Source organism: Anaerotignum sp., assembly GCF_031981185.1.
Classification (GTDB): domain Bacteria; phylum Bacillota; class Clostridia; order Lachnospirales; family Anaerotignaceae; genus Chakrabartyella.
Genome location: NZ_DALYUL010000003.1, coordinates 159,927 through 186,133 on the forward strand (window position 1 = coordinate 159,927; position 26,207 = coordinate 186,133).

Annotated in this window: 23 protein-coding genes; all 23 read right to left on the bottom strand. The window is 38.8% G+C overall.

All coding sequences use genetic code 11. From position 1 onward, the window contains the following. Positions 1-85: 85 nt before the first annotated feature. Complete coding sequence (locus RTK36_RS02710) at positions 86-2,515, bottom strand: U32 family peptidase (protein WP_312044076.1); 2,430 nt, start codon at positions 2,513-2,515, stop codon at positions 86-88. A gap of 220 nt (positions 2,516-2,735) precedes the next feature. After that, entirely contained in the window at positions 2,736-3,335 is a 600-nt protein-coding gene (locus tag RTK36_RS02715) for a cell division protein ZapA (RefSeq protein WP_312044078.1), read from the bottom strand. Positions 3,336-3,748: 413 nt separating this feature from the next. After that, a complete protein-coding gene (locus tag RTK36_RS02720; RefSeq protein WP_312044081.1) occupies positions 3,749-4,303 on the bottom strand; it encodes a 2-oxoacid:acceptor oxidoreductase family protein in 555 nt (184 codons plus the stop codon). Position 4,304: 1 nt separating this feature from the next. Next, complete coding sequence (locus RTK36_RS02725) at positions 4,305-5,057, bottom strand: thiamine pyrophosphate-dependent enzyme (RefSeq protein WP_312044083.1); 753 nt, start codon at positions 5,055-5,057, stop codon at positions 4,305-4,307. Continuing rightward, positions 5,057-6,115: a 3-methyl-2-oxobutanoate dehydrogenase subunit VorB gene (locus RTK36_RS02730; protein ID WP_312044085.1), complete on the bottom strand. Its 1,059-nt coding sequence runs from the start codon at positions 6,113-6,115 to the stop codon at positions 5,057-5,059. The genes RTK36_RS02725 and RTK36_RS02730 overlap by 1 nt, the downstream gene beginning before the upstream one ends. Before the next feature lie 19 nt (positions 6,116-6,134). After that, entirely contained in the window at positions 6,135-6,350 is a 216-nt protein-coding gene (locus RTK36_RS02735) for a 4Fe-4S dicluster domain-containing protein (protein WP_312044087.1), read from the bottom strand. Between the two features lie 28 nt (positions 6,351-6,378). Continuing rightward, positions 6,379-7,113 carry a nucleotide-binding protein gene (locus RTK36_RS02740; protein ID WP_312044089.1) on the bottom strand — a complete coding sequence of 245 codons (735 nt, stop codon included), beginning with the start codon at positions 7,111-7,113 and terminating at the stop codon, positions 6,379-6,381. A 485-nt stretch (positions 7,114-7,598) separates the two neighbouring features. Beyond that, positions 7,599-9,707: a glutamine synthetase III family protein gene (locus RTK36_RS02745; RefSeq protein WP_312044091.1), complete on the bottom strand. Its 2,109-nt coding sequence runs from the start codon at positions 9,705-9,707 to the stop codon at positions 7,599-7,601. A gap of 756 nt (positions 9,708-10,463) precedes the next feature. Continuing rightward, positions 10,464-11,318, bottom strand: a complete 855-nt coding sequence (gene nadC, locus RTK36_RS02750) for a carboxylating nicotinate-nucleotide diphosphorylase (RefSeq protein WP_312044147.1) — start codon at positions 11,316-11,318, stop codon at positions 10,464-10,466. Continuing rightward, a complete protein-coding gene (locus tag RTK36_RS02755; protein ID WP_442871330.1) occupies positions 11,293-12,603 on the bottom strand; it encodes an L-aspartate oxidase in 1,311 nt (436 codons plus the stop codon). Before RTK36_RS02755 ends, nadC begins: the two co-directional genes overlap by 26 nt. Positions 12,604-12,663: 60 nt before the next feature. Next, positions 12,664-13,569, bottom strand: coding sequence for a quinolinate synthase NadA (gene nadA / locus RTK36_RS02760; protein ID WP_312044094.1), 906 nt, complete (start codon positions 13,567-13,569; stop codon positions 12,664-12,666). Between the two features lie 542 nt (positions 13,570-14,111). Beyond that, positions 14,112-14,627, bottom strand: coding sequence for an ECF transporter S component (locus tag RTK36_RS02765; RefSeq protein WP_312044096.1), 516 nt, complete (start codon positions 14,625-14,627; stop codon positions 14,112-14,114). Between the two features lie 24 nt (positions 14,628-14,651). Next, positions 14,652-16,133, bottom strand: coding sequence for a 4Fe-4S dicluster domain-containing protein (locus RTK36_RS02770; RefSeq protein ID WP_312044098.1), 1,482 nt, complete (start codon positions 16,131-16,133; stop codon positions 14,652-14,654). Positions 16,134-16,666: 533 nt separating this feature from the next. Next, a complete protein-coding gene (locus RTK36_RS02775; protein WP_312044100.1) occupies positions 16,667-18,322 on the bottom strand; it encodes an ATP-binding protein in 1,656 nt (551 codons plus the stop codon). Beyond that, entirely contained in the window at positions 18,319-18,993 is a 675-nt protein-coding gene (locus tag RTK36_RS02780) for a response regulator transcription factor (protein ID WP_312044102.1), read from the bottom strand. The genes RTK36_RS02775 and RTK36_RS02780 overlap by 4 nt, the downstream gene beginning before the upstream one ends. Positions 18,994-19,007: 14 nt before the next feature. Further along, complete coding sequence (locus RTK36_RS02785) at positions 19,008-19,667, bottom strand: HD domain-containing protein (RefSeq protein WP_312044104.1); 660 nt, start codon at positions 19,665-19,667, stop codon at positions 19,008-19,010. Continuing rightward, complete coding sequence (phoU, locus tag RTK36_RS02790; RefSeq protein ID WP_312044105.1) at positions 19,664-20,332, bottom strand: phosphate signaling complex protein PhoU; 669 nt, start codon at positions 20,330-20,332, stop codon at positions 19,664-19,666. Before phoU ends, RTK36_RS02785 begins: the two co-directional genes overlap by 4 nt. Before the next feature lie 2 nt (positions 20,333-20,334). Beyond that, entirely contained in the window at positions 20,335-21,084 is a 750-nt protein-coding gene (gene pstB, locus RTK36_RS02795) for a phosphate ABC transporter ATP-binding protein PstB (RefSeq protein ID WP_312044107.1), read from the bottom strand. Then, on the bottom strand, positions 21,081-21,950 hold the full coding sequence (gene pstA / locus RTK36_RS02800; RefSeq protein WP_312044109.1) for a phosphate ABC transporter permease PstA: 870 nt from the start codon (positions 21,948-21,950) through the stop codon (positions 21,081-21,083). Before pstA ends, pstB begins: the two co-directional genes overlap by 4 nt. Beyond that, a complete protein-coding gene (gene pstC, locus RTK36_RS02805; protein ID WP_312044110.1) occupies positions 21,950-22,789 on the bottom strand; it encodes a phosphate ABC transporter permease subunit PstC in 840 nt (279 codons plus the stop codon). The genes pstA and pstC overlap by 1 nt, the downstream gene beginning before the upstream one ends. Before the next feature lie 346 nt (positions 22,790-23,135). After that, entirely contained in the window at positions 23,136-24,050 is a 915-nt protein-coding gene (locus tag RTK36_RS02810; protein WP_312044113.1) for a substrate-binding domain-containing protein, read from the bottom strand. 732 nt (positions 24,051-24,782) lie between these two features. Further along, positions 24,783-25,901, bottom strand: coding sequence for a cell division protein FtsZ (gene ftsZ, locus RTK36_RS02815; RefSeq protein ID WP_312044115.1), 1,119 nt, complete (start codon positions 25,899-25,901; stop codon positions 24,783-24,785). A 117-nt stretch (positions 25,902-26,018) separates the two neighbouring features. Next, the coding region (locus RTK36_RS02820) for a small basic family protein (RefSeq protein WP_312044117.1) at positions 26,019-26,207 on the bottom strand (189 nt) is incomplete at its 5' end.

Consider the following 26,207-nt stretch of genomic DNA (forward strand, 5'->3'; position numbering starts at 1 on the left):
ATAAACAATGCCTTGCCATAAAAAGAATCCGATATAAAAGATAAACAGATATCTGCTCAACATGATCAACAGATCAAACATATCCTCACTCCACTCCGCGGAAGAAATGTCCTTTCGTGTTCCCTTTTTCCTTCATTTCCTCCAAAAGGCTTCTTGTTTCCGAACTAATTTTATGAGGGTCTTGGGTCATTTCAGCATAAGCCTTGGTTATTCTTGCTGCACGCCCAATCCCTTCCTTTGTAAATTCCAAGCGCACACTTCCTGTTACACTTTCTAAAATCTCATCATAAAATTTCAGTGTAAATAAAGGCTTACTGTTTAATACCGTACAAACACAACGCTCACAATCTGTCATTAAAGGGAACTTTAAACCCTTTCTATCCTTTAAGAAATACAGTTCAGTATTATTCTTTTCAGAACAATAAAAATGTCCCTCTTTCCCGCCAGCATAGTTGCCGATGGGACATTGTTGCGTTTTCATAAGGGGAAGATATCCATAAACCACCATTTCGCAGTCTTTATCACCCATGGTATTGATTTCCTTTAGATTCGCTTCCACTGACAAACATACGCTGTCGGCGCCCTGTTGTTTCCAAAAAGCGACGCCTTCTTCATTCATTACGTTTAACGTGTAATCAACCGCAATATTCTTCCCACTGTCCTTCACTAATCCAAACTGACCGGCAGAACGGACCAAAAAACCATCAATCTCCGTTTTTTTCAAGCGCACCGTCATAGCATCTTCAATATCCTTGCGCCATTGCCTGCTGATTTTTGGCAATGCGGCATAGAGGCTGACACCAAAGCTTTTGCAAAGTTTTAATGCTTGAGGTAAAATCCTCTCCATCTCCGCAGAAGCTTCAAAATAAATTACCTTAAGCCCCTTTGTACCTACAATCGCCTCCAACTGAGAAAATTCCGTAACCAAAGCATGAAGTTTTTTCTCAAGTAAATTAGGTTTTTTCTCTTTATCTTCAGTTAAGCTCTTTTGAACCTCTTGTCGCTTTGATTTTTTTAGAATGGCATCTTCTAAAGCTTCAATAGCATTTCTTCTCAATTGATTTAATGCGCCGACACTCACATATATATCCGCATCCCCATCAATCTCCAGTGCCTCCAGTACAAAAGAGGTCGCCCCCATTTTTTCTACTTGCTGTTTCAGCTTTTCCAATGAAGTAGGCTGATTTGCGGCTGCTTCCACAATATCACCCGTAACATAAATATTACTTCCACTCATGTCCCAAAGTTGTAAGGCCAATGGCTGCCCTTTTTTGGCTTTCAACAATCCCGAAATCGGTTTTTTGCGGCTGTCCTTCTCCCAAGTTTTCCGAAGAGTATCATTTAATGACTTTCCGTACGTACGATAAACCACATCGTTTTTTTGTATATCCCCTTCTATAGCTAAAGAAATCACTTCTCCAGCCTTCGAGACTTTAGAAATATTGGTGCCCACATGAGGCTCCTTCGCCGTCCAAATCTCAATTCCATCCCCTGGTACCAGGGGTTCTCTTGTACGAATAGTAACCCGGTTATGCTTGGGAATATAGCTATCCACAATGCCCACTTTTAATCCCCAGGTTTTAGGTCTTTCAATGCTCATCATATCTTTGCTACCGGCAGATGTATAATAACTTTCAGTGAAACCTCCCCGGTTAAATAACTGGGTCAGAGCTTTTATATCTTCAGGAGAAACCTGATAATGGTCAGGGTCATTAAAATACAAATCGATATATTTACGGTAAATGCCAGTAACACCCGCTACATATTCAGGATTTTTCATACGTCCTTCAATTTTCAATGAAGCTATCCCAGCCTCTATCAATTGCGGTAAAATCGTTACTGTCTGAATATCCTTAGGAGAAAGTAGGTATCCTTCTTGCAACTTGTCTGCACCCTTATAAAGGGTATATGGTAAACGACAGGTTTGCGCACACCGTCCACGGTTACCGCTTCTTCCTCCCAAAATACTACTCATCAAGCATTGGCCGGAATAACAAACACATAGCGCTCCATGAATAAATGTTTCAATTTCTGCCTCTGTTTGTTGTGTGATTTCACTAATTTCTTTCAAAGAAAGCTCACGGCTTAATACAATTTTAGAAAATCCTAAGCTCTCCCAGTAACGAACATCTTCTAAAGAATTCGCTGTCATTTGTGTGCTGGCATGCAACGGTAAATCCGGGTAGTTTTCTCGTATTAATTTTGCCGCTCCGCTATCTTGTATAATTAAAGCATCAACGCCCATCTTGTATAGTTTCCCAACAAAACCAAGCAATTCTTTTAGTTCTTCTTCCTTATATAATGTATTTATCGTTACATATACCTTTACACCTCTTAAGTGACAATAATCACAGGCTTCTTCCAATTCCTCTAATGAGAAATTCCCTGCAAACTGTCTGGCACTAAAGAGCTTACCTCCTAAATAAACGGCGTCACAGCCATTGTTTACTGCCGCCTTCAAACTCTCCATAGAGCCTGCTGGAGCCAATAATTCAGGCTTATTCCTTGCAGACATTTTCATTCTCCTCTCTAAAAAAGCAATCCATTATGTTTTATTTAATCATTATGTTTTTATAAATGAACGCTTCACTATCTCAAATATCAAGTTTATTATTACCAAAAAAGCAAATCACCTTTCGTTTTATAATAACGAAAGGCCTGATGCTCTTATATTTATTATTCTTAAAAATAATGTCTTCACTCAAAACTTTTTTCTAGGATACGTTATAATAACCTTATTTCCTACGACGTTTCCCTCTTTTTGCTTTTTGTGTCATTATCCGTTCTGCTTGTCCGCCCTTTAATCCCATGGGATAATAATGGGGTTTCTCTTCCGGCTGTAACAAAGGCACCGCTTTAGGTTCTTCCCTCGTTTCATTTTTTGCTTCCTTTTTGTCTTCTATTTCCTCTTCCTTTTTAGTATCAAGCTTTTCTTCAAAATCCATTTCAAATACTTCTCCAAACTCTTCAAGAGAAGGATTTTTTATTACTTCAATCTCTTTCTCCGCTTGTTTAAAATTCTCTTTTAATTCTCCAATTTCCAGCCTTGCTTGGTCCAACTGAAAAACCAGCTCTTCAAGTCTGGTGCTCAAACCCAAATTACGCCCTTCAAGCTCTGCTACTTTTTCTTTTTCTTTAAAATACTCATCTGCAACATTTAAAGCCGCCAACACATAAGCAAGACTAGTATCCATCTTCACTGCTGCTGCATTTTTACGAATCTCAACTAATTTATCGTCAATGTATGTGGCAACTGCCTGCATATGTATTTCCGTCTCTTCCCCCACAAGCGTAAAGGACTTTCCATCTACAAAAATTTTTATTCTGTTTTTCAAAAAACTGCACTCCTCTCCCTTGCCCTTTACAAAATATGTAAAATCAATCTACACTTGAAAAAGTTTCTATTAAACCCCACAAAGACTTCTTTCAAGCGTGCTCGTTATTATTTGCAAGATTTATATGCAAATTCTTTCTTGCATTTTTATAAAATTCTATTTATATCTATACATTTTTATAAATATCTTAAAAATTAAATTCATTTGCAAATTTCTATGCTATGGGCTTACCTGAGGCACCCTTCTCTCCTTTTAATATCTGCGTCTTGCCCATTAGATTTACTTTTATGAAACATATATTTTTATAATTATATCATATCTGCCATCAGTACGGAATGCTTTTTTACAATAAAAAAACCTTTTGGCAGGGTTTCCCCTGCCAAAAGGCCGTCAATATTTAGGATCAAATAGTGTTATTTGTAATTTTTCGCAAATTCGAAACCAATTTCAAATGCCTTCTTGTTATTAGGGATAAATTTTGCTTTCGCGCCCCCAAAAACATGAGCAAATGCATCATCAATGCTTTCTACTTTAACTGAACCAGTTGCCTGAATAACAGCGCCCAAAAGAATAATGTTCGCCAATTTTGCACTGCCAAATTCCTGTGTTGCCATAGAGTTTGCAGGAACATTCATCACACGGATATTACTTCTGTCTTCCTTCAAAGCAGCCAAATCAGCATTTGCAATCAAAACGCCGCCTTCACCAAGGATATCAACAAATTTATCTAAAGAAGGCTGATTCATTGCAATCACACAATTTGCATCGCTGGTGATTACAGGAGACCCAATTGGTTCATCAGATACAATAACATGGCAGTTCGCTGTACCACCACGCATTTCAGGACCATAGGAAGGGCACCATGAAACTTCATGACCCTCTAACATGCCTGCGTAAGCCAAGATCTTACCCATGGAAAGTGTACCCTGACCGCCGAAACCTGCACAACAAATTCTTTGTGTATTCATATTATTTGCCCTCCTCTGCAGTGATGTCTTTGTAAACGCCAAGAGGATAGTAAGGGATCATTTTTTCTCTTACAAATTCCATAGATTTTACAGGTGTCAGACCCCAGTTTGTAGGACAAGTAGAAACAACCTCTACAAATGTAAAGCCAAGACCCTGCTTTTGAATTTCAAAAGCTTTTCTGATTGCCTTTTTTGCCTGAGTAACCTGCGCAGGTGTGGAGATACTTACTCTTTCAATGTAAGCAGGACCATCCAAAGTTGCAAGCATTTCAGAAACACGGATGGGGTTACCATTAATTTTAGGATCACGACCAGCCTTTGCAGTTGTTGCCTTCATGCCGGGCAATGTGGTAGGCGCCATCTGACCGCCTGTCATACCATAAATACCATTGTTGATGAAAACAGTGGTGATTTTCTCGCCTCTTGCAGCTGCATGAACGATTTCTGCAGTACCAATGGAAGCCAAGTCACCGTCACCCTGATATGTCATAACCAATTTATCGGGATGTACTCTTTTAATGCCAGTTGCAGTTGCGGGAGCACGACCATGTGCACACTGAATTGCATCAAAATTAAAATATTTGTTTGCAAATACAGCACAACCAACAGGAACTGCTGCAATTGCGTTTTTGTCTTCGCCCATTTCTTCTAAAACTTCTGCTACAAGTCTGTGAACGATACCGTGTGCACAACCAGGACAATAATGCAATTTTATATCAGTCAAAGCTTTGGGTTTTTGAAATATAACTGCCATTATTTGTCACCTCCCATAACTTTCTTACCAAATTCAACAATTTCATCTACCGCAGGAACGATACCGCCAGTTCTGCCATAGAACTCAATTTTGTTTTTATCATTACAAGCATAAGCAACATCCTGAACCATCTGTCCCATGCTCATTTCTACATCAAGATATTTTTTAATGTTCTTGTCCCATTTATCAAAAGCTTTTACAGGGAAAGGCCATAACGTTTTTGGTCTAATCATACCAACTTTGAAGCCTTCTTCTCTTAAATAGCTGATTGCAGTTCTTACGATTCTGGAGGATGTACCATAGGATACAAATGCGTATTCAGCATCATCCATCAGGAATTCTTCCCAAGCCTGCTCATCTGCTTCAATCTTTGCATATTTCTCAAAATGTCTCTTGTTCCAAGCTTCACAATCGGCAGCTTCGATAACCAAGTTTTCTACCATATGCTTCTCGCCGTCACCCTTGCCGGTCAGTGCCCAGTCTTTAGGAGGCAATTCTTTTTTGCAAACATAGTTGAACTCAACGGGCTCCATCATCTGACCAATTAAACCATCAGCCAAAATGATAACTGGTGTACCGTAGTAATCAGCCAAATCAAAAGCTTCCATAACCATATCTACAGCTTCCTGTACGGATGCAGGTGCCAAAACGATATCATGATAGTCACCGTTGGATCCACCTTTTACAGTCATGTTGTAGTCAGCCTGACCGGGTTGAATTGTACCCAAACCAGGGCCACCACGCATCATATTAATAATAACCGCAGGCAAACCAGCATTAGAAATATAGCCAATGCCTTCCTGCTTCAAAGCGATACCAGGGGAAGAAGAACTTGTTAAAACACGAGCGCCTGCACCTGCAGCACCATAAACCATGTTAATTGCCGCAACTTCAGACTCAGCCTGAACAAACACACCGCCAACCTTAGGTAATTCGCTGGATAAGTATTCTGGAACTTCACTCTGAGGAGTTATCGGATAGCCAAAAAAGTATCTGCAACCCGCCTCAATCGCTGCCTTACCAACTGCTTCATTGCCTTTCATTAAAACCTTTGCCATTGAAATTTCCTCCTCTCTCTTAGTCAAGTTTTTCTACTGTAATTGCACAGTCTGGACACATTTTTGCACAGCTTGTGCAAGCGATACAATCGTCATTTACTGATTCCGCAGGGTTATAGCCTGCAGAATTAATTTTGGTTTCGGAAAGCTTCAGCACATGCTTTGGACAAACAGAAACACAAAGTTCACAGCCCTTACAGAGCGTTTCGTTGATGATTACTCTACCTTTTGCCATTCAAATACACCTCCATAAATATTTAAATTTACATCCAGGTTTTTCTCATATAAAACTTCATTGGGAACAACTCACCAGAAAGCCCCTGAGGTATCTCTTCCGTCATTAATTCCTCAACATAAGAAACATACCTTACAGGAATCCCTGTTTGCTTTGTTACCTCTCTCAAAACCCTATCCCCGTCCAAAAGACACTGTGGAGTGGTCTCCCGAATCAGGTTTGTATTATTAATGAAACCTGTCACCTTCAAACCCGACGAATATTCAAGCTTCTCCATCTGCTCGATAACCCCTTCTGGTGTGGACGTATCAGGACGATACGCATTGACAACCATAAAAAAATCTACTTCCGCATGGTTCAAAATGGGTTTTAAACGACCAAGCACCTTTGTCCCCACATCGTTTCCCCCCAAGTCAACGATGTAATCAAAGCTGTGATCCCTCGCCGGCATAGTCATAGCCGCAGAAACTGCAGGTACATCCAGCCCGTCTCCCTCAATTGAAGATGAAATGACCAAAATACCCGCCTTTTCCAATTCCTTCTTTTTTTCCCTAGAGCGAAAATAAACATTTACGATATCTAAATCGGCAATGGCAACCTTTCGGTTATTTCCCGCGAGTTTCATAGCATAGTTCACTGCGAACTCCGTCTTGCCACTACCGTAGTGACCGGTAATAATTCGAATTCTTTTATCATCAATAATTCTTTTATTCTCATTGATTCTTTCCAATCGTTCTCTTTCAACGAGCATTGTATTAAACATTGAATTCACCTCATTTTTTAAACAAACCCTATTAAATGTACTAAAAAATGTGCAATTTGTATATAATAGTCATTTTAGTGTTTATATGTACCAAAAAAAATAAATCTAATTACATATTTTTAATGATAAATAAATAATAAATTGTTTCAATCCACTATGCTGTGTATACATTATAGCGCATTCAATTAGGGTTTGCAAGAAAATTACGTGTGTTTTTCACAGGTATTTAAAAAAAAACATTTTTTCATATTTTTTTATTTTTTAAAAAAAATACAAGTCTGCAAAACATTTAGCAATATTTTATATTTATCATTGATTTACATGCATATTTTTTATAATTATTTTTTCTTGTCATACAACGTCCTTTCCCTCATCAGGTATTACGATTTACTTTAGTTTTCGCAAAAAAAACCCCCTTATTCTCACAATTTCAGAGAAATAAATGGGGTTTTTTACAAAAATCCTATCGTTGTCTTACAAGATTATCAAACGTTATATAGCAGTTCTCCGTAAGTGGGGAATGGCCACGCCTTTTCATCTACCAAAAACTCTAGTCTATCCGCTGGCTCACGCAGTTCTTCCATCACCTTAAATACATGGTCACGATAGAAAATAGCCTGTAATTTGCTATCATCCTTAAGCTTAGCCGCTTCTTTGGTAACTTCGGTCAAGTGTTTCAGTGCCTCTTGGAAAGCCTTAATATTATCATTGATTTCCTTCAGCAGCTCTTCTTCCACAGATGCATCAAAACCTGCTGCCTTCATAGCAGCCAGCGCAGCTGCAACTTCGCCTGCATATTTTACGATAGCGGGGCGAATTTGTTTGGAAGCAATATCAATCATCGCTCTGGCCTCTATGTTGATTTGTTTAATATAAGTTTCATACAAAATTTCAGAGCGGGAATGCAATTCCACACGATTCAACACCTTATGACGCTCAAACAGGGCAATCGCTTTTTCATCTACCAAATAAGGAATGGAGTCCACCATGTTTGTAATATTACTAAGTCCTCTTCGCTCTGCCTCTTGCAACCACTCTTCAGCATAGCCATTTCCATCAAAAATAATGCGCTTATGATCCGCATAGGTTTTTCTGATTAATTCATGTACCGCCGTATTGAAATCTTCTGCCTTCTCCAATTCTTCAGCAAACTCCTCCAAAACATCGGCAACAATGGTATTCAATACAAAATTAGGACCCGAAATTGAACCTGAGGATGGGGGCATACGGAACTCAAACTTATTGCCAGTAAACGCAAAAGGAGAAGTTCTGTTACGGTCAGTTGCATCCCTTTTCAAATAAGGCAGGGTATTTACACCAACACGCATCTTTCCACCCTGAATGCTGCTGGTTGCTCCGCCATGCTCAATCTGATCAAAAATATCTAAAAGCTGATCTCCCAGAAAAATAGAAATAATGGCAGGAGGAGCTTCCTGCTTGCCCAAGCGATGGTCATTGCCGGGGTTTGCTGCCGCCAAACGCAATAACTCAGAATATTTATCCACACCCTTGATAATTGCGGTTAAAAATACTAAAAATTGAGCATTTTCATGAGGTGTTTTACCGGGATCTAAAAGATTCTGTCCATCATCCGTTCCCAAAGACCAGTTATTATGCTTGCCACTGCCATTTACACCTGCGAAGGGCTTTTCGTGAAGCAAACAAGTCAGGTTATGATGTCCCGCAATACGCTTCATTGCCTCCATTACTAACTGGTTATGATCAGCGGCACGGTTGCAATCATCATAAATCGGAGCAAGCTCGTGCTGTGCAGGAGCCACTTCATTATGTTGAGTTTTTGCAGTCACTCCAAGTTTCCAAAGCTCTATGTTCAGCTCTCGCATAAAGCAGGCAACTCTTTCTTTAATACAGCCAAAATAGTGGTCATCCAATTCCTGACCCTTTGGTGGCGCTGCGCCGAAAAGAGTCCTTCCTGTAAAAATCAAATCTTTTCTTTGCTGATACAACGTACGGTCAATCAGAAAATATTCCTGCTCTGCTCCTGAATACACATTAATTCTCTTGGCAGTTGTGTTCCCAAACAAATGCAAAATACGCATGGCCTGTTTGGAAATAGCCTCAACAGAACGTAGTAATGGTGTTTTTTTGTCCAATGCTTCCCCTGTGTAGGAGCAAAAAGCTGTTGGAATATATAGAGTGATTCCCGCCGTATCCTCTCTTAAGAATGCAGGTGAAGTACAGTCCCATGCTGTATAGCCTCTTGCCTCAAAGGTTGCACGCAAACCTCCTGAAGGGAAGGAAGATGCATCGGATTCCCCTTTGATTAGCTCCTTCCCTGAAAACTCCATGATTGTCTTTCCATTCACGGGAGCTGTCAAAAAGGAATCATGCTTTTCTGCGGTAATTCCTGTCATAGGTTGAAACCAATGGGTATAATGGGTTGCCCCTCTTTCCACAGCCCAGTCTTTCATGGCATTTGCGATAATATCTGCGATAGAAGAGTTTAACATTTCTCCTCTTTCAATGGTGTTCTTTAATTCCTTGTAGACTTGCTTTGGCAAATGTTCACGCATCATTGCGTCATTGAATACATTCATACCAAAGATTTCAGGTATAGAAATTTTTTCGTACATACACTTGTCCTTTCTGGGTTAACTTTTCTTCTTCTCCGTTATACCATACGCTTTATTATACAGACACAAGAAAGGTTTTGCAACGATTTTGCACCTTGCACTTTGGAGAATTCCCACTCCCATTTACAATTTTTTTTGTATATCATATTATTATTTTTTATGCAAATCCCTTCCTAATTATACAATTTTTCTTTAAAGGAAACAAAAAACATCTATTCGCATATTGGTATAAATTTACCATTGATAAAGAACGTTAGTTCTGTTATAGTCATATTAAGTTCGATCAAGGAGGTTCTCTGCATGAAGCTTTTGAATAAAAATATTGATATGATTTCCTGGACCGCAAAAGACGGAACCGTCACTCCCGTGCGATTTCGCACGGCGAAACCATCACAGTTAAGGTAGATCGTATTCTGCAAACAGAGAAAAACAGATTTGGAGGTAGCCAAACCCTCTGTTTTCTCTGTAGTAGTATCATAAATGGCATAGATAAAATATATGAGTTATCCTGTAATTGCGATAACCAAAAATGGTTGCTTAAAAAAATATAAACAGAGCCTTACTTAGAAAGACATTTTTACTCCGCCAATGCTTTTTCATTAAATTAAATAGCTTTCCATATCTTAAATGACTTGACATCCAAAACCTTCTTAACTCAAAAAAACCTTATTATAGAGCAAAATTTTGCAATAAAATAAGGTTTTTAAACTTCCAAGAGATTTGTTTCTTTGTTGATTACTAATTAAGAAACTTCTATCACTCTGAGTTTTTCAAATTTTTCAAAGAAAAATCCAGAATTGGTGCAGAGTGGGTGAGGGCACCACAAGAAATATAATCCACCCCAATTTCACAAAGTTCTTTCAGCCGTTCTTTGGTCACGTTTCCAGAACATTCGGTTTTTGCTTTGCCTCCAATGCGCTCAACAGATTTTCTCAATGTATCATTATCCATATTGTCCAGCATAATAATATCTGCTCCTGCGCCTAAAGCTTCTTTCACCATTTCAAAGGATTCTGCTTCAACCTCAATTTTACGCACAAATGGCGCATATTCCTTAGTCAGCCTAACTGCCTCTGCAATACCGCCCGCTGCTGCAATGTGATTATCCTTAATAAGAATTCCATCTGATAAATTGTATCTGTGATTACTGCCGCCACCAACCTTTACCGCATACTTCTCAAAAATACGCATATTGGGTGTTGTCTTTCTCGTATCTAATAATTTTGTTCGATAAGGCTCCATAACCTCAACATATTCTCTTGTATAGGTTGCAATACCGCTCATTCTCTGCAAAAAATTCAAGGCAGTCCTTTCACAGGTTAATAGTGTTCTGACTTTGCCATAAACAGTTCCTACTAAGGCACCCATCTCTACCAAATCGCCATCCTTAAACTCCGTTTCAAAGTGCGCTGACGGGTCAAGAAGTTCAAAAACCAGACGAAAAACATCAAGTCCAGCAATAATACCCGACTGTTTACAGATCAATTGGGCACAACCTTGTGTTTTTGGGTCTACAATTGCATTTGTGGTGATATCCTCACTGGTGATATCCTCTTTTAAAGCAGCTTTAATATAGTACTCTATATTAACCTTCATACTTACACAGTCCAGCATATTCAACACTTCCTTTGCTTATTTCATTCCAAACCAATAAGTGATATTCCTTTTCCAAAACTTCTGTATTTTCGTATTGCGTATAGTCGACTATTTCTGCTTCATTCTCACGGGTCACATTTTTAAGATCTTCACCAATCACCAAAGCTGCTCTTTTTGAGAAAACCAATGCTTCTAAAAGAGAATTGCTGGCTAAACGGTTGGCACCGTGAACACCGTTACAGCTTGTCTCTCCCACTGCGAATAAATTTGCCATTGAGGTCTTTCCATCCTCATTAATTTGAACGCCACCCATAAAGTAATGCTGCGCAGGAGTAACAGGGAGAAGATCCCTTTCTAAATGAAACCCTTCTTCTAAACACTTTTCATAAATATTAGGGAATCTTTTTCTAATTTTTTCCTTAGTCATATGTAGCAAAGATAGATAAACATAATCCGTTCCATCCTTTTTCATTTGTTGGTAAATTGCTGCACTTACAACATCCCTAGGCAATAATTCATCTACAAAGCGCTGTCCATCCTTATTCAAGAGTATGGCACCCTCACCTCTAACAGCCTCAGAAATCAAAAAGCTTCTTCCTTTTCCTTTGGAAAAAAGGGTTGTTGGATGGATTTGAATATAATTCATATCTATTAATTTCACATTGTGTTTTACTGCAATGGCAATAGCATCTCCCGTAATGTGATTCATATTGGTGGAGTGCTCAAATAACCCGCCAATGCCTCCTGTTGCCCAAACCACTGCTCTAGCAGATATGGTAGAAATAGCATTTTCTTTGTCCCTTAAAACCACACCTGTACATGTATGATCCCTCTCTAAAATATCAATCATCATTACAAAAGGAACAATTGTAATGTTGCTTTTATGTCTCACCTGCTCCAACAATTTTTCCGTAATTTCCTTACCGGTAACATCCTTATGGTGCAAAATCCTGTTGACGGAGTGAGCCCCTTCTCTTGTATAAGAAAAGTCACCCCCATCTTGGTCAAAATTTACGCCCATCCTGACCAAATCTTCTATGACACTGCGTGATGAGCGAATGAGAATCTCAACTGAATCTTTGTTGTTTTTATATCTCCCGGCCTTTAACGTATCTTCAAAATATGTATCATAATCATCATTATCCCTAAGAACCGAAATGCCTCCTTGGGCTAAAAACGAATCGCTATCCTCGGGCTGCTTCTTGGTAATCACTATAATTCTATAATGATCCGGAATATTTAAAGCGCAATACAATCCCGCTGCACCGCTTCCAACAATAACAACATCAGTTTCCTTTATCACAACGATACCTTCTTTCAAAATACCTCTTGTCAACAGTCACATTGGTGGTGCGCTTTATCATTGAGCCAATTCATGCATTTTTGTTAAAGGAACTTTTGCTTTTTGTCTTAAATCCTCATCTAAAGATATTTCATTTTCCATGGAATTCAAAATCTCATAAACTTTAGAAAGTGTATTCAGCTTCATACCAAAGCACTGCTGATTTTCATTGACAAGGTGAAAAGTTTTATTCGGATTCTTGTTGCGAAGCTGATGCAATATCCCATCCTCTGTAGCTATAATGAAACTTTCATCACTGCTTTTTGTAGCATAATCAATAATCTCAGATGTGCTTCCTATAAAATCAGCAATGTTGAGCACCTCAATTCTGCATTCAGGGTGAGCTAAAACTTTAACCTCTGGGTGTTCTTCTTTCGCTCTTATCACATCAACCATATGTATATCTTGATGAACAGGACAGTATCCTTGATGGAAAATAAAATTTTTCTCCCTAATCTTTGTGGATAAGTAAGTCCCCAAATGATTATCAGGGATAAATAAAATGTTTTTCTCTGGTAAATTTGATACAATTTTAAATGCATTGGATGATGTTACGCACACATCAGAGAGAGCTTTAATGGCAGCACTGGAATTAATATAACAAACAACGGCAATATCATCATATTTTGATTTTATATTTTTTATTGTTTCTTCATCAATCATGTGTGCCATTGGGCAATCCGCAGACTCATCCACCATAACCACGTGCTTTTCTGGATTTAGTATTTTTGCGCTCTCTCCCATAAAATTGACACCGCAAAACAAAATGGTTTTTTGAGAAATCTCAGTTGCTACCTTACTCAAATAGTAAGAATCGCCCACATAATCTGCAATATCCTGCACCTCTCCACTTACGTAATAATGAGCCAAAATCACCACATCATTCTTTTCCTTCAGCTTTCTAATTTCCTCGTCCAATTTCATCTTTTTCACCTCAAGTAAGATTAAAACCTATGATTTTTAGTGACGTGAATTCTAAACCGTTGCAAAAAAAGCATAAATATAATTCCAAATTTATATGAATGCATTTTTTTGTGTACATATTGACTATCATTATATAACTTTTTTCAGGTTTGTCAATAAATGTCCCACCTAAATTTTATTGTTTTATCAGGCATTGAATGGCATTCTTACCAAATAATCCCCTAAGAAAGCAGATGAATTCAAACCTATGCCAAGCGTATGCACAATGTATAGTACCTGCATCTTAATTCATTAAATACTCTAAACAAAAAAAAATGCAATTGGAATTGACTTTTTTTAGCCAACTCAGTATTTTTGATATTTATTCTTAACCTTCATAGCAGGAAGCCCGATGAGAATTAATATAAACCCCCATTGCCAAAATAAAAAAAGAAGGCACAACTTAATGCACCCTCCAATAGCCATAATGTTTTATATGTTTAATCTCATATTTTCAAAGAGGTGGGTATTTTCCATACTCACCTCTTTGAATCTATATATTTCTATTCTGTAACATACAAATGCTTTACTCTGGTATGAATCACAAAGGCCATGGCACACCCAATAGCCGCAGTAATAAACTGAGTCATTGAGAACGTTGTTTTCACAACTCCCACCATCTTTCCAGGTATGGAACCACCAAAGAAAGGAAGCACTGCATACCAAACCAAAATCCATAAAACAGCCGCCTTTAAAATGGCACCGAGTGCAAGCCATGCGGGAAGCTTCTCTTTTCTCCCTCTTCCAGCCAGTAAAACCAAAGTTAAATTACCAAGCATAACTACAAAAATCATGAGAGGAACCAATTGCATAATTGGCGTAAAACCCATGAAATAAGCAATAATGGGAGTCATAACCGCAATAAAAATACCGCTTGAAGTTCCAACTGCCAATGTCGCCATAACCAGTATTGCATTAACCGCAGAACCTGTCAAATAAACAGAAATCCCCTTCATACTTTGAAAAATAATGCACATTGCCAATAATACTGCGGTTAGAACCAATTGTTTTGTTTTCATTTTACCTCCCTGTGGATGACCCTCTTAGTTCTCTTTCAAATGAAATTCTCTTTCCATATTAACCACACTCAAATCATAACCATTCATGCCCTCGAAAGGACTTTCCGTGGTCGCTTCCTTGCCATAACGATTCAAGAGCTCAATACCCTTTTGATCATGGGTTAAGGACGCAGAACCTCCGGTACAGCCGTTCTTACACGCCATCCCCTCTAATAAATTAGCGTTCAGCTTACCGAAGGAAGCCAGCTTCATATTTTTAATGCACTCATCAATACCGTTACAGTGAATTGGTTTGATTTCTTTTTCAATTCCTTCCATCGCTGCAACCTTTACTACGCTTTCAGCAACGCCACCTGTTCTTCCGAAAATACGTCCAAAATATGAGGGCTCACCGGCATTTCTTTCTTCAAACTCTTTCAAGTCAAAGCCTTTTGCATCAAAGGTTGCCATTAACTCTTCAAACGTAATAACATAATCAACGGCACCTAATAAGTCATCTTGTTTAATTTCAACCTTTTTCGCAATACAAGGACCAATAAACACTACCTTTGCTTTTTTGTCCTTTTCCCGTATTGCCCTTGCAAGGGCAATCATAGGAGATACAGTTGTGGAAACATGATCCATAAATTGCGGATAAGTTCTACGAACATAATCCACAAAGGCGGGGCAGCAAGAGGTTGTTTTCCATCCTTTTTCATCAATGGTTTCTTCAAACTCCTTAGCTTCTGCAACAGCTACCATGTCACCGCCGATTGCTGCTTCAATCACATCATAAAAACCTAATTCCTTTATAGCCGTAAAAACCTGCCCCAGCTTCACCGAAGGAAACTGACTGGCAATAGCCGGTGCAACAATGGCATATACATGATAGTTTGTATTGTTCCAAGAATGTTGAATCAAATCCAAAACATTTAAAACAAAGGGTTTATCCACAATTGCTCCGAAGGGGCACTGATACACACAGGCACCGCAAGAGATGCATTTCTCGTGGTCAATAAACGCTTTTTTCTCTTCATTAATTTGCACTGCCCCCACTGCACAGGAACGAATGCAAGGTCTTTTCACTTCACTTATGGCATTAAAGGGGCAGGCCTGTTTACATCGTCCACATTCAATGCAAAGAGCTTGATTAATATAAGAACGATGATTTACAATGGTAATGGCATTCCTTGGACAGACCTCTTGACATTTATGCCCCAAACAACCTCTGCATGCTTCTGTTACAACAAATCGGTCAATGGGACACTCGTCACAAGCTGAGCTCAATACATTAATAACTCGATTATCCTTAGAAGGTTCCAAAACCAATCGTACACGTTCTTCTATAATATGTCTTTCTTTATAAATGCAACAGCGAAACATTGCCTTTGGACCAGGAATGATGGCCTCAGCAATTTCTCTGTATGAATTGATTGATTTATCCAGCGTACCATGAAAAAAGCGTTGCGCTACTTCTTTGTTTACCAAGTATTTGATATATTGAACATTGCTTTCAAAACCCTTCATTATTTACTCCCCTTTTCATAGTGTCAATTAGTAAAATGCTCTCTCTCTTATTCACAAAATCATTTTCAAAAAAATATGATGAATGACTAAGGGTTTTTATCCCTTTGTTTAACAAAAAAGCAACGTTTTCATACACCCATTTCACGCCGACAAAAAAGCAACGAAGTATTTTGAATACAGTATACGACGTTACTTTTTTTTAAAAAATGAAATTAATGACTATTTTGACTTTTTTACTAAACCCTTACTTATGGGGTAATTCTAACACATATTTATTTCGCATGCAAGCTAATTGTCACGCAAATACCCAATAATAATGAACAAAATTTTAGTCTAATTTTAATGCTTTCTGCTACTTCAATAAAATGCATCTTCAATAAAACTACTTTTGAACAAAAAAGTCAAGTGTTATTTTACTTTTTTTCTTGAGTAACTACTTTTCGTATTTCATTAAGAACAATATACAAAATGAGAGTATCCCTAAAGTTAATATTAACTCACAGGATACCCCCCTTTTTTTCCTAAAAAGTGCTTTATTTGGGTAATACAATTGTAATCGTTGTGCCCTTCTTCAACTCGCTTTTTAGATTGATTTTTCCATTATGCAAAATTGTACCATGTTTTACGATTGAAAGTCCTAGTCCTGTTCCTTCTGTTTCTTTAGACCGGCTTCCATTTACCCGATAAAAGCGCTCAAATACACGAGATTGATTAGCCATAGCAATTCCCATGCCTGTATCCGAAACAATAATAGCAACTTCCTTCTCATTACTTTCCAGAGAAATAGAAATTTTTCCATGTTCATAATTATAACGAATTGCATTATCGCAAAGATTATAAATCATTTCCTGCAATACTTGTTTCACACCGCCAAAAATGACAGGTACAGTGGATACAGAGATCGTTACATCCTTGTTCTGTGCAATTGGTTCCAATCGCTTTACAACCTCTTGAATTAAAATTGCTAAATCCACAGGTTCCTTTTCCATGCCATTTTGTTTTTCATCTAATTTAGAAAGCTTTATAATATCCTGAACCAACTGAATTAATCTTTGGGCTTCATTGTAAATTTTTTCGGCAAACCTGGGCACATCCTCCCCTTGCACCATCCCATTTTTCATAATCTCTGCAAATCCCGAAATAGAGGTAAGTGGTGTTTTCAACTCATGAGAAACATTCGCTGTAAATTCTCTGCGAATTTTTTCTCCTTCCTCCCGCTCAGTCACATCAAAGAGAAGTAAAATTGCCCCTGCAAGAATATCTTCCTGCACTACGGGATTAGCAAATAGCTGGCAACACCTTCCACCAATCTGCATTTTCTCCTCCCAGTGATTTCCTGATAAGGCAGATTCAACAGAACGACGGAAACCTTCACTGCGGTTTAACTGAAACACGCTTACATTTCCCCTAGGTGCTTCAATTCCCATAAGATGAAGCGCGCCCATATTATAGGAAAGCACATCCCCTTGGGCATCCAAAACCAAAAGTCCTTCCTGCATGTTGGAGGTTATTGTATCAAACTCTTGTTTTTGGCACTTTAACTCTCGCATCTGACGGTGAATTTGCTTATTTTGTACAGCTATTCGCCTCAGTAACGGTGTCAATTCATCATAAACAACTGCCAGTTCAGGCTGCTCCAAATCAACATCATTAATTGGTTTTGTTATTTTCTTTGCAGTTTGGAAAGCCAATAAAATAGAAAGTATAATTGTAGCAACTAAAATGAGAAGTAATGGCTGTGTCATAGTAAAAAATAGGGCAAGAGGTGTCGTTGTTAAAGATGAAATGCGAATAACGGTTCCGTCCTGCAATCGCAGAGCAAAATATACCGTTTTCTCGGAAAGGGTTCTTGAATATCGTTGACTGAAGCCTTCCCCCTTTGTTAAAGCCGAAGATACTTCGTAACGTTCCTTATGATTTTCCATATTGTCTGGGTTTGCCTTAGAGTCAAATAGAACGACGCCATCCTCATCAATCCATGTGATTCGGTCATTAGGATTCTGCATCTGCTCAAGATATGCCAATCCGCTCTTTTGAACCCCTGCACCAATGTAGATTGCCTGATTGCGCAAATCTTCCTGCTGCTGAACTGAAAAATAAGAATACATCATGCCCAATACCAGCACAACAACAGACAGCATCATAATCATAGCCACTCCAAATATGGCTCGAAAAATGCGTTTTGTCACAGACTTCCTCCAATCTTATATCCAACGCCTCGCACCGTTTCAATATTTTGTCCCCAATCGCCTAATTTCTGGCGGAGGGTACGAATATGCACATCAATCGTCCGGTTTTCACCATCAAATCCATATCCCCAAATACTGTTCAATAATTGATCTCTGGTCAGAACCTTTCCTTTGTTTTCTATCAGCAAGCTCAGAAGCTCAAACTCCTTAAGTGTTAAAATTATCTCTTTCCCATCTACCATAACTTCGTGGCGCGCTTGGCTGACGGATAAACCGCCGAGGGTATGCTCTGACAATTCCTCTTCCCCCTCCGCACGACGTAAAAGAGCTTTCACCCGTGCAAGAAGCTCCATCATGCCAAAAGGCTTGGCAACATAATCATCAGCGCCACTGTCAAGTCCAATTACCTTATCAAATTCGCTTCCTTTTGCCGTCAATAATATAATTGGTACTTTTTTTGTCTTTGAAGAAGCCCGAAGCTTTCTCAAAATACTAATTCCGTCTTCCTCCGGCAACATCAAATCCAGCAAAATGAGAGAGGGTATTTCCTTTTCTATTGCAGCCCAAAAAGCGGAGGGTTTCTCAAACCCTTCCGCAGCAAAGCCTGCACTGTGTAAAGTATATGCCACAAGTTCTCGTATACTGTTGTCATCCTCAACCAAATAAATCAATGCACAACACCCTTTCAGACCAAAGACTGCTCATTTATCATCAACTTAAAGTTTAAGCCTAGCTTTTCCGCTGCCTTTCGACATAAAATCATACGTCCCAAAAAAATTTCAAAATAATCCATTACAGAACCATAATGCGTATCTACCGTCAGTTTCAGCTTAATAATTGAGTGCTCCTCATTGATTTTCAAAACCGCCTTTTTAACGGAATAATTCACTCTATCATGAATATCAAATGAAGTTTTATCCTCATTTCTTACACGACTTCTGCGTACATCAGACTTATCTGCCAGAATCAACGCCGCCGCAATGGCATTCACGGGAATTCCCGTGCCTTCGTCATGATTACCGATGGCAGTGACCACAGTGGCAATGTCTTCTGGCTCCATATCTAAATTATCCAGAATTCGAAAGGCCATAACCGCTCCGCTTTGGGAGTGATCTACCCTGTTTACCAAATTTCCAATATCGTGTAAATATCCTGCAATTAGCCCCAACTCAACTTCATGGTGCGTATAGCCCAACGTTTCCAAAATGTACTTTACCGACTCGGCGACCTTGGTTACATGAGCAAAGGAATGCTCCGTATAACCCAATGCCGCCAAAGATTCGTCAGCTTTACTGATATATGTGCGAATTCCTTCGTGTTGTCTAATTTCTTCGTATGTTATCATTTATTCCCTTCTTCCAATCCCATTTTTGCATGACATCCGGTTATGGAGTATTCAACCCATTCAGCAATATTTGTAGCATGATCACCAATACGCTCCAGATATTTTGCAATCATAATTAAATCTATGCATAGTTCTCCATTATTCTTATCTTTACCTATTAGATCAATCAATTCTTGTTTTACTTCGACAAACAGATTATCCAAAACATCATCATATTCCATAACACTTTTGGCTAGCTTCAAATCCTTATTCACAAAGGAATCGACGCTTTCGGTTACCATTTTTATTGCCGCTGCTGCCATATCTCGAATGTGCAATTTACTTTTCGTATCATTATCCTTTAAGAAAGCAGTAATTTCTGCAATATCTGCCGCCTGATCGCCAATACGTTCCATATCAGAAATCATTTTTAAGGCGGAAGAAATCAATCTTAAATCCCTTGCAACAGGTTGCTGCTGAAGCAAAAGACGCATACATAAGGCTTCAATGTCTCTTTCTTTACGGTCAATATCGCTTTCCTTCTCAGATGCCACACGCGCAGCAACTTCGTCATTTTCTAAAAAAGCTTTCATAGATGCGTTAATTGCCTCTTCGCATAATGCACCCATCTTTATCATCTCTACATCAAGTTGTTCTAATTGTGAATCAAAACGACTTCTAACCATAATCAGCCAAACCTCCCTGTAATATAATCCTCTGTGCGTTTATCCTTTGGCATGGAGAACAGCTCTTCCGTCTTGCCAAATTCAACTACTTCGCCCAAAAGGAAAAACGCCGTATTGTCAGAAATTCGTGCCGCCTGCTGCATGTTATGCGTTACCATAACAATAGTGTACTCCTTTTTCAACTCTAAGGCAAGGTCTTCAATACGAGATGTAGAGATAGGATCCAAGGCACTTGTAGGTTCATCCATAAGTAATACCTCAGGCTGTACTGCCAAAGCACGGGCAATACAAAGTCTTTGCTGCTGACCACCGCTCATGCCTAATGCATTCTTTTTTAATCTGTCCTTTACTTCATCCCAGATCGCCGCATCACGCAGGGCCTTTTCAACGATTTCGTCCAGTTTTACCTTGGAACGTACACCATGGGTTCGAGGGCCAAAGGCAACATTATCATAGATAGTCATAGGAAATGGATTTGGCTTTTGAAATACCATCCCCACTCGCTTACGCAAAAGGTTAATATCCATTCCCTTATAGATATCCTCTCCATCTAGCAAAACCTGCCCTGTAATTCTACAACCTTCAATTAAATCGTTCATGCGGTTTAGAGATTTCAATAACGTAGACTTTCCACAGCCCGAAGGTCCGATAAAGGCTGTAATTTCATTTTCTGGCACTTCTAAATAAATATCTTTTAACGCTTTAAAATTGCCATAATATAATTCCAAATCGGAAATGGATATTTTACTCATTCCTTCACTCCTACTCTTTTAGCAATAAACGCAGAAAGCGCATTAATACCAATTACCAAAACCAATAAAATGACTGCCGTTGCATAGGCTTGATCCATGTAAAGCCCTTCATTTAACAGCGCATACATATGTACCGCCAAGGTTCTGCCCGATTCCATAATACTGCCGGGTACAACGGGAGCCGTACCCGCGGGATACAATAATGCCGCCGTTTCACCAACAATTCGGCCAATCGCCAGAATTACACCAGATAAAATACCAGGAACTGCCGAAGGCAGCACAATGCGAAACACCGTACGCAGCTTTCCGGCTCCAAGTCCAAAGCTTCCTTCTCGAAAAGCATCGGAAACAGAGTGCAAGGCTTCCTCCGTGGTACGCATAATCAAAGGCAAAATCATAATCGCTAAGGTCAGTGCACCACCTAAGATACTATAACCCCAGCCCAAATGGATATTAAACAAAAGATAACCAAATAAACCGTATACGATGGAGGGGATACCTGCCAGTGTTTCTGTTGTCAACCTAACCACAGGAATAAATTGATTTCCCCTTTTTGCATATTCAGCCAAATAGATTGCAGAAAAAATGCCAATAGGCACTGCAAAAAGCAGAGAAAGCAATGTAATGGTAATCGTGTTGATAATGGCCGGCAACATGGAAACATTCTCGGAATTATATGTCCAAGCAAACAGCTGAGGGGTAATGTTTGGAACACCCTTTATCACGATATAAGCAACCAGAGAAACCAATACACCTACGGTAACAACAGCCGCCAAAACAACTAACAGTAAAAGCACAGCGGAAAATGGGTCTTTCTTATATCCTTTTAATTTTTCTCTCCAAGTAATTTTATTGATTGCTTCCATCAGAAATCCCTCCTCTTTAAGAGGGAGAAGCTAAGATTAATCAGCAGAATAAACACAAACAGAACAACCGCTGTTCCTAAAAGAGCTTCTCTGTGCAAGTCTGCGGCATAACCCATCTCCATAACAATATTTGCCGTCAAGGTTCTCACGCCGCTGAACAATCCCTTTGGTACAATTGCCTGATTGCCTGCAACCATAATAACCGCCATGGTTTCCCCAATGGCACGGCCAATTCCTAAAATAACCCCCGCAAAAATCCCCTGCTTTGCTGCAGGTAAAACAGTAAAAAATATACTTCTTTCATGGGTAATTCCCAAAGCCAGTGCCCCCTCGTAATAAGATTTAGGTACCGCCCGAATTGCCGCTTCGGAAACTCCAATTACGGTGGGCAAAATCATAATTCCAAGAAGAATAGAAGCTGTCAAAACACCTTTGCCGCTTCCTCCAAACAACTCTTGCATCATAGGCACAATTACCACCAATCCGAAAAAGCCATACACAATCGAGGGGATTCCAGCCAAAAGCTCAATGGCAGGCTTTATCATTTTATAAAGTCCTTTGGGACAAAAGTGTGCTAAAAAAGCAGCACAAAGAATCCCCATCGGCACACCAATGATAATTGCTCCAGCCGTTACATAGATACTACCTATAATCATTGGGAAAATGCCAAAAATATTATTGGTAGGTTTCCATTTCATCCCCGTAAGAAATTGAACCACGCCGATTTCATGAATTGCGGGTACGCCATTTGCAAACAAGAAAATACAGATTAATGCCACTGCAAATATGGAGATACTGGCAGCAGCCAAGAAAACCCATTGCATTGCCTTTTCTTTCATATAAGTCCTCCTCGACCTCAAAAGGAATAGAACCTTTTTGTATCACATTGATCCATTCTAACAGCGTTGCCTTTAACAATTTTTTAACATAGCGCTCTACTTAAGCAAAATGACGGTCCCCTCTTTGAGGTCCGTCTTATAAAAAACAATGTCTAAAAGCTTTTGAGATATAGAGCAATTGGGAAATGAATTGCTTTACATATATTTGAATGCTTTAAGGGATAGAGAGTAAGGTTTTGTATGATTTCCTCCTGCTTCCATTCTCTAAAAGCTTTTAGAAATTGTAATCCGTTTGCTTTTTATTATCTATTTAAGATTGGAGCATATCTTTGTTAAGCCCTCCTGCTTATTTAGCGATACTCCAATCTGTTGCATTCCCTGTGTAAATATCCTTCACATTTGCTGAAGTCAAGCCATTTACAGCATTCTCTTTATTTACAATCACAGCGATACCATCCATTGCAATAACTGTCGGTGTAAGTCCTGCAGATAATTCACTTTCTTTTAATTCTCTGGAAGCCATACCGATGTCGCAAATACCTTCAATTGCAGATGTCATCCCTGTTGTGGAATCACTCTGCTGAACTTCAACGGTAATTTTAGGGTTTACCGACGCATAAGCTTCTTTCAGCTTCTCCATTACAGGCGTTACGGAAGAAGAACCTGCAACTGTTACTTTGCCCTCTACATCAGTTGCTGCATATGCGCCAGTGTTACCCTGACTGATGTACCCACTTTTCTCCACAACTGCTTGCCCTTCTTCACTCATAATAAAAGCCATAAAGTCCTGAGCCGCTGGAGAAATTTCATCTTTTGTAGCAATATTAAACGGTCTGGAAATTTTATATGTTCCGTTTTTGATATCTTCTACCGTTGCTTTCGCACCGTCAATTTCCAATGCCTTTACTGTATCATTTAAAGAGCCTAAGGAAATATAACCAATGGCATCTTTATTGCCTGCAATTGTCTGCATCATGACTGCAGTGCTGTTTGTGATCTCCGCTGTTTCAACGGTATTATCTACCTTTTGTCCGTCTGCACCTTTTTCTTCAATCCCAAATAATTCGATAAACGCGCCTCTAGTACCGGAACCATCCTCTCTGGAAACAACGGTAATTGCAGCTGTATTTGCCGTTGCCTCAGCATTTGCGTCTCCGCTTCCTTCTGCTGCTTTGTCTGCAGAACTGCCATAACCACCGCATCCTGCAAGAGCACCAGTTATCATCAACATTATCAAACCTAAGCCTATTTTCTTTTTCATTATTTACCTCTCCTTTTTGTATTCATCATTTAGATACAAGCAAAGTATACATAGACAATGTTAAATGAAAAATCATTCGTACGTTAAATCTATGTAAAATCTTAATTTCATCGTATATTCTATGATTTTTTGAGCATAAAGACCATTTCAAAACAGCTATTTATTACCAACAATATCCTAAGTTGAGTATTTTCTACTATTCATCTGAATATTACCAAAACTTATATCTAGTTTTGACAGTTTTTTGTTTTTTAGTATTTTTTAAAAATTTATTGCTCAAATTTTATGATAGTTAGGTGACTAGAAAACTGAAAAGGCTTCTAAATGAGTAAAACATATAAGGAAATCATAAGTCTAAGGATTTTTTACACACAATTTTTTTCAACACAATCTAAAATGCCTGCGAGTATCTCTAAGGTTCTCATATATAATAGTTGAAATTTCAATTTTGATTGATAGAGACTCTGAAAAAAGGTTGTTATCTGATGAAACGTGTGGGATAGACGAGAAAAATAATTAATTCTTAAGTTGTTTGGATAAAAACACAAAATGAAAGAACACGATACTTCCTAACCTCAATTTTAAACCAGCTTAAAAATAGTCAGAAACACTTATGGGAACGGTAATTCAACACAAAATTAGATCAATATATTGTTAAACTGAAAAGGCGTCCATACATTTAATGCAATAAAAAGGCAGGTGGATTCTTCCATCTGCCTAAATTTATATGTATCAAAATTTCTTTCTTGTAAGGAAATCAGGAATCTTAATTTCAGATTCAAAATCATCCAAATCAGAAAATCTTCTAGGACGTACTTCGTCGTCTGCCCTTTCATCTTTTGCCTGCTCTTCTGCAGCAACAATCTCAGGCTTTTTCACTTCAGCAATCGTTGGCATTTCACCATCAAGCCCTGTTGCAATTACAGTAACAACAACCTCATTATTGAGATCTTCGTTAATGGTTGTACCAAAGATGATTTCAGCATCAGGATCAATAGCCTCTCTGATTAAATCAGCAGCTTCCTCCGTTTCCATCAAACCAAGGTTCATATCACCACTGAAATTAATCAACACACTTTTGGCACCTTCAATGGTAGTTTCCAAAAGAGGACTCTGAATTGCCATTTTCGCTGCAATTTCAGCTTTGTTTTCACCGCTGGCACGACCGATACCCATATGAGCAATACCTTTATTTGCCATTACTGTACGTACATCGGCAAAGTCCAAGTTGATTACGCCGGGCTTAGAAATCAAATCAGCAATACCCTGAACACCTTGGCGTAAAATTTCATCCGCCTTTTTAAAAGCTTCGGTGAGGGTTGTCTTTTTATCAATAATACTCAATAATCTTTGATTTGGAATAATAACCAAAGTATCAACGTTTTTCTTTAATTCCATAATACCTTTTTCGGCATTGCTCATTCTCTTCTTTCCCTCAAAGTTAAAGGGCTTTGTCACAACGCCTACTGTTAAGATACCTAATTCCTTGGAAATTGCGGCAATTCTGGGAGCCGCACCCGTGCCGGTGCCACCGCCCATTCCTGCAGTAATAAATACCATGTCAGAGCCATGTAAAGCCTGTGCAATTTCGTCTTGGGTTTCATCAACGGATTTTTCTCCGATTTCAGGATTACCCCCTGCCCCAAGACCTTTTGTCAGCTTTTCACCAATCTGAATTTTTATGCTGGATCTAGCCTTGGAAAGAGCCTGTCCATCTGTATTTATTGAAATAAAATCAACGCCATCTAGGCCGTCTTCAATCATTCTGTCAACAGCGTTGTTGCCGCCGCCACCAACGCCGATTACTTTTATCTGCGCCATACTGCTCAATGGGATATCAAATTCGAGCAAAAAAATCCCCTCCTAATAATCAAGAAATACATAATATTATATAATTATACACGAAAAGAATCATACTTTCCATAGTAAAAGAAAACAATTCAGAAAAATTTTGGTTTTTTTATTGCATTATTCTCCTTTTTCCGTTACTACTATAATCTGTTTTTCAGGTTTATTCAATAAAAATCTGCGAATCTGACTAAAATTGTTAAAAATGCGAGAACCGTAAACAACCACCGCAGCAATGGAAAGGTTGATATTTAATTGATTGCCAAGCCAAACTAGGCCTACGGCCAGAATGCCATTGCAAAAAAAGCC

Bases quoted from the DNA above. Each gene is read 5' to 3' on its own strand.
- RTK36_RS02710 (WP_312044076.1), bottom strand. From the start codon at position 2,515: ATGTCTGCAAGGAATAAGCCTGAATTATTGGCTCCAGCAGGCTCTATG.
- RTK36_RS02720 (WP_312044081.1), bottom strand. From the start codon at position 4,303: ATGAATACACAAAGAATTTGTTGTGCAGGTTTCGGCGGTCAGGGTACA.
- RTK36_RS02725 (WP_312044083.1), bottom strand. From the start codon at position 5,057: ATGGCAGTTATATTTCAAAAACCCAAAGCTTTGACTGATATAAAATTG.
- RTK36_RS02730 (WP_312044085.1), bottom strand. From the start codon at position 6,115: ATGGCAAAGGTTTTAATGAAAGGCAATGAAGCAGTTGGTAAGGCAGCG.
- RTK36_RS02735 (WP_312044087.1), bottom strand. From the start codon at position 6,350: ATGGCAAAAGGTAGAGTAATCATCAACGAAACGCTCTGTAAGGGCTGT.
- RTK36_RS02740 (WP_312044089.1), bottom strand. From the start codon at position 7,113: ATGTTTAATACAATGCTCGTTGAAAGAGAACGATTGGAAAGAATCAAT.
- RTK36_RS02745 (WP_312044091.1), bottom strand. From the start codon at position 9,707: ATGTACGAAAAAATTTCTATACCTGAAATCTTTGGTATGAATGTATTC.
- nadA (WP_312044094.1), bottom strand. From the start codon at position 13,569: ATGAAATTGGACGAGGAAATTAGAAAGCTGAAGGAAAAGAATGATGTG.
- RTK36_RS02765 (WP_312044096.1), bottom strand. From the start codon at position 14,627: ATGAAAACAAAACAATTGGTTCTAACCGCAGTATTATTGGCAATGTGC.
- RTK36_RS02770 (WP_312044098.1), bottom strand. From the start codon at position 16,133: ATGAAGGGTTTTGAAAGCAATGTTCAATATATCAAATACTTGGTAAAC.
- RTK36_RS02785 (WP_312044104.1), bottom strand. From the start codon at position 19,667: ATGATAACATACGAAGAAATTAGACAACACGAAGGAATTCGCACATAT.
- phoU (WP_312044105.1), bottom strand. From the start codon at position 20,332: ATGGTTAGAAGTCGTTTTGATTCACAATTAGAACAACTTGATGTAGAG.
- pstB (WP_312044107.1), bottom strand. From the start codon at position 21,084: ATGAGTAAAATATCCATTTCCGATTTGGAATTATATTATGGCAATTTT.
- pstA (WP_312044109.1), bottom strand. From the start codon at position 21,950: ATGGAAGCAATCAATAAAATTACTTGGAGAGAAAAATTAAAAGGATAT.
- pstC (WP_312044110.1), bottom strand. From the start codon at position 22,789: ATGAAAGAAAAGGCAATGCAATGGGTTTTCTTGGCTGCTGCCAGTATC.
- RTK36_RS02810 (WP_312044113.1), bottom strand. From the start codon at position 24,050: ATGAAAAAGAAAATAGGCTTAGGTTTGATAATGTTGATGATAACTGGT.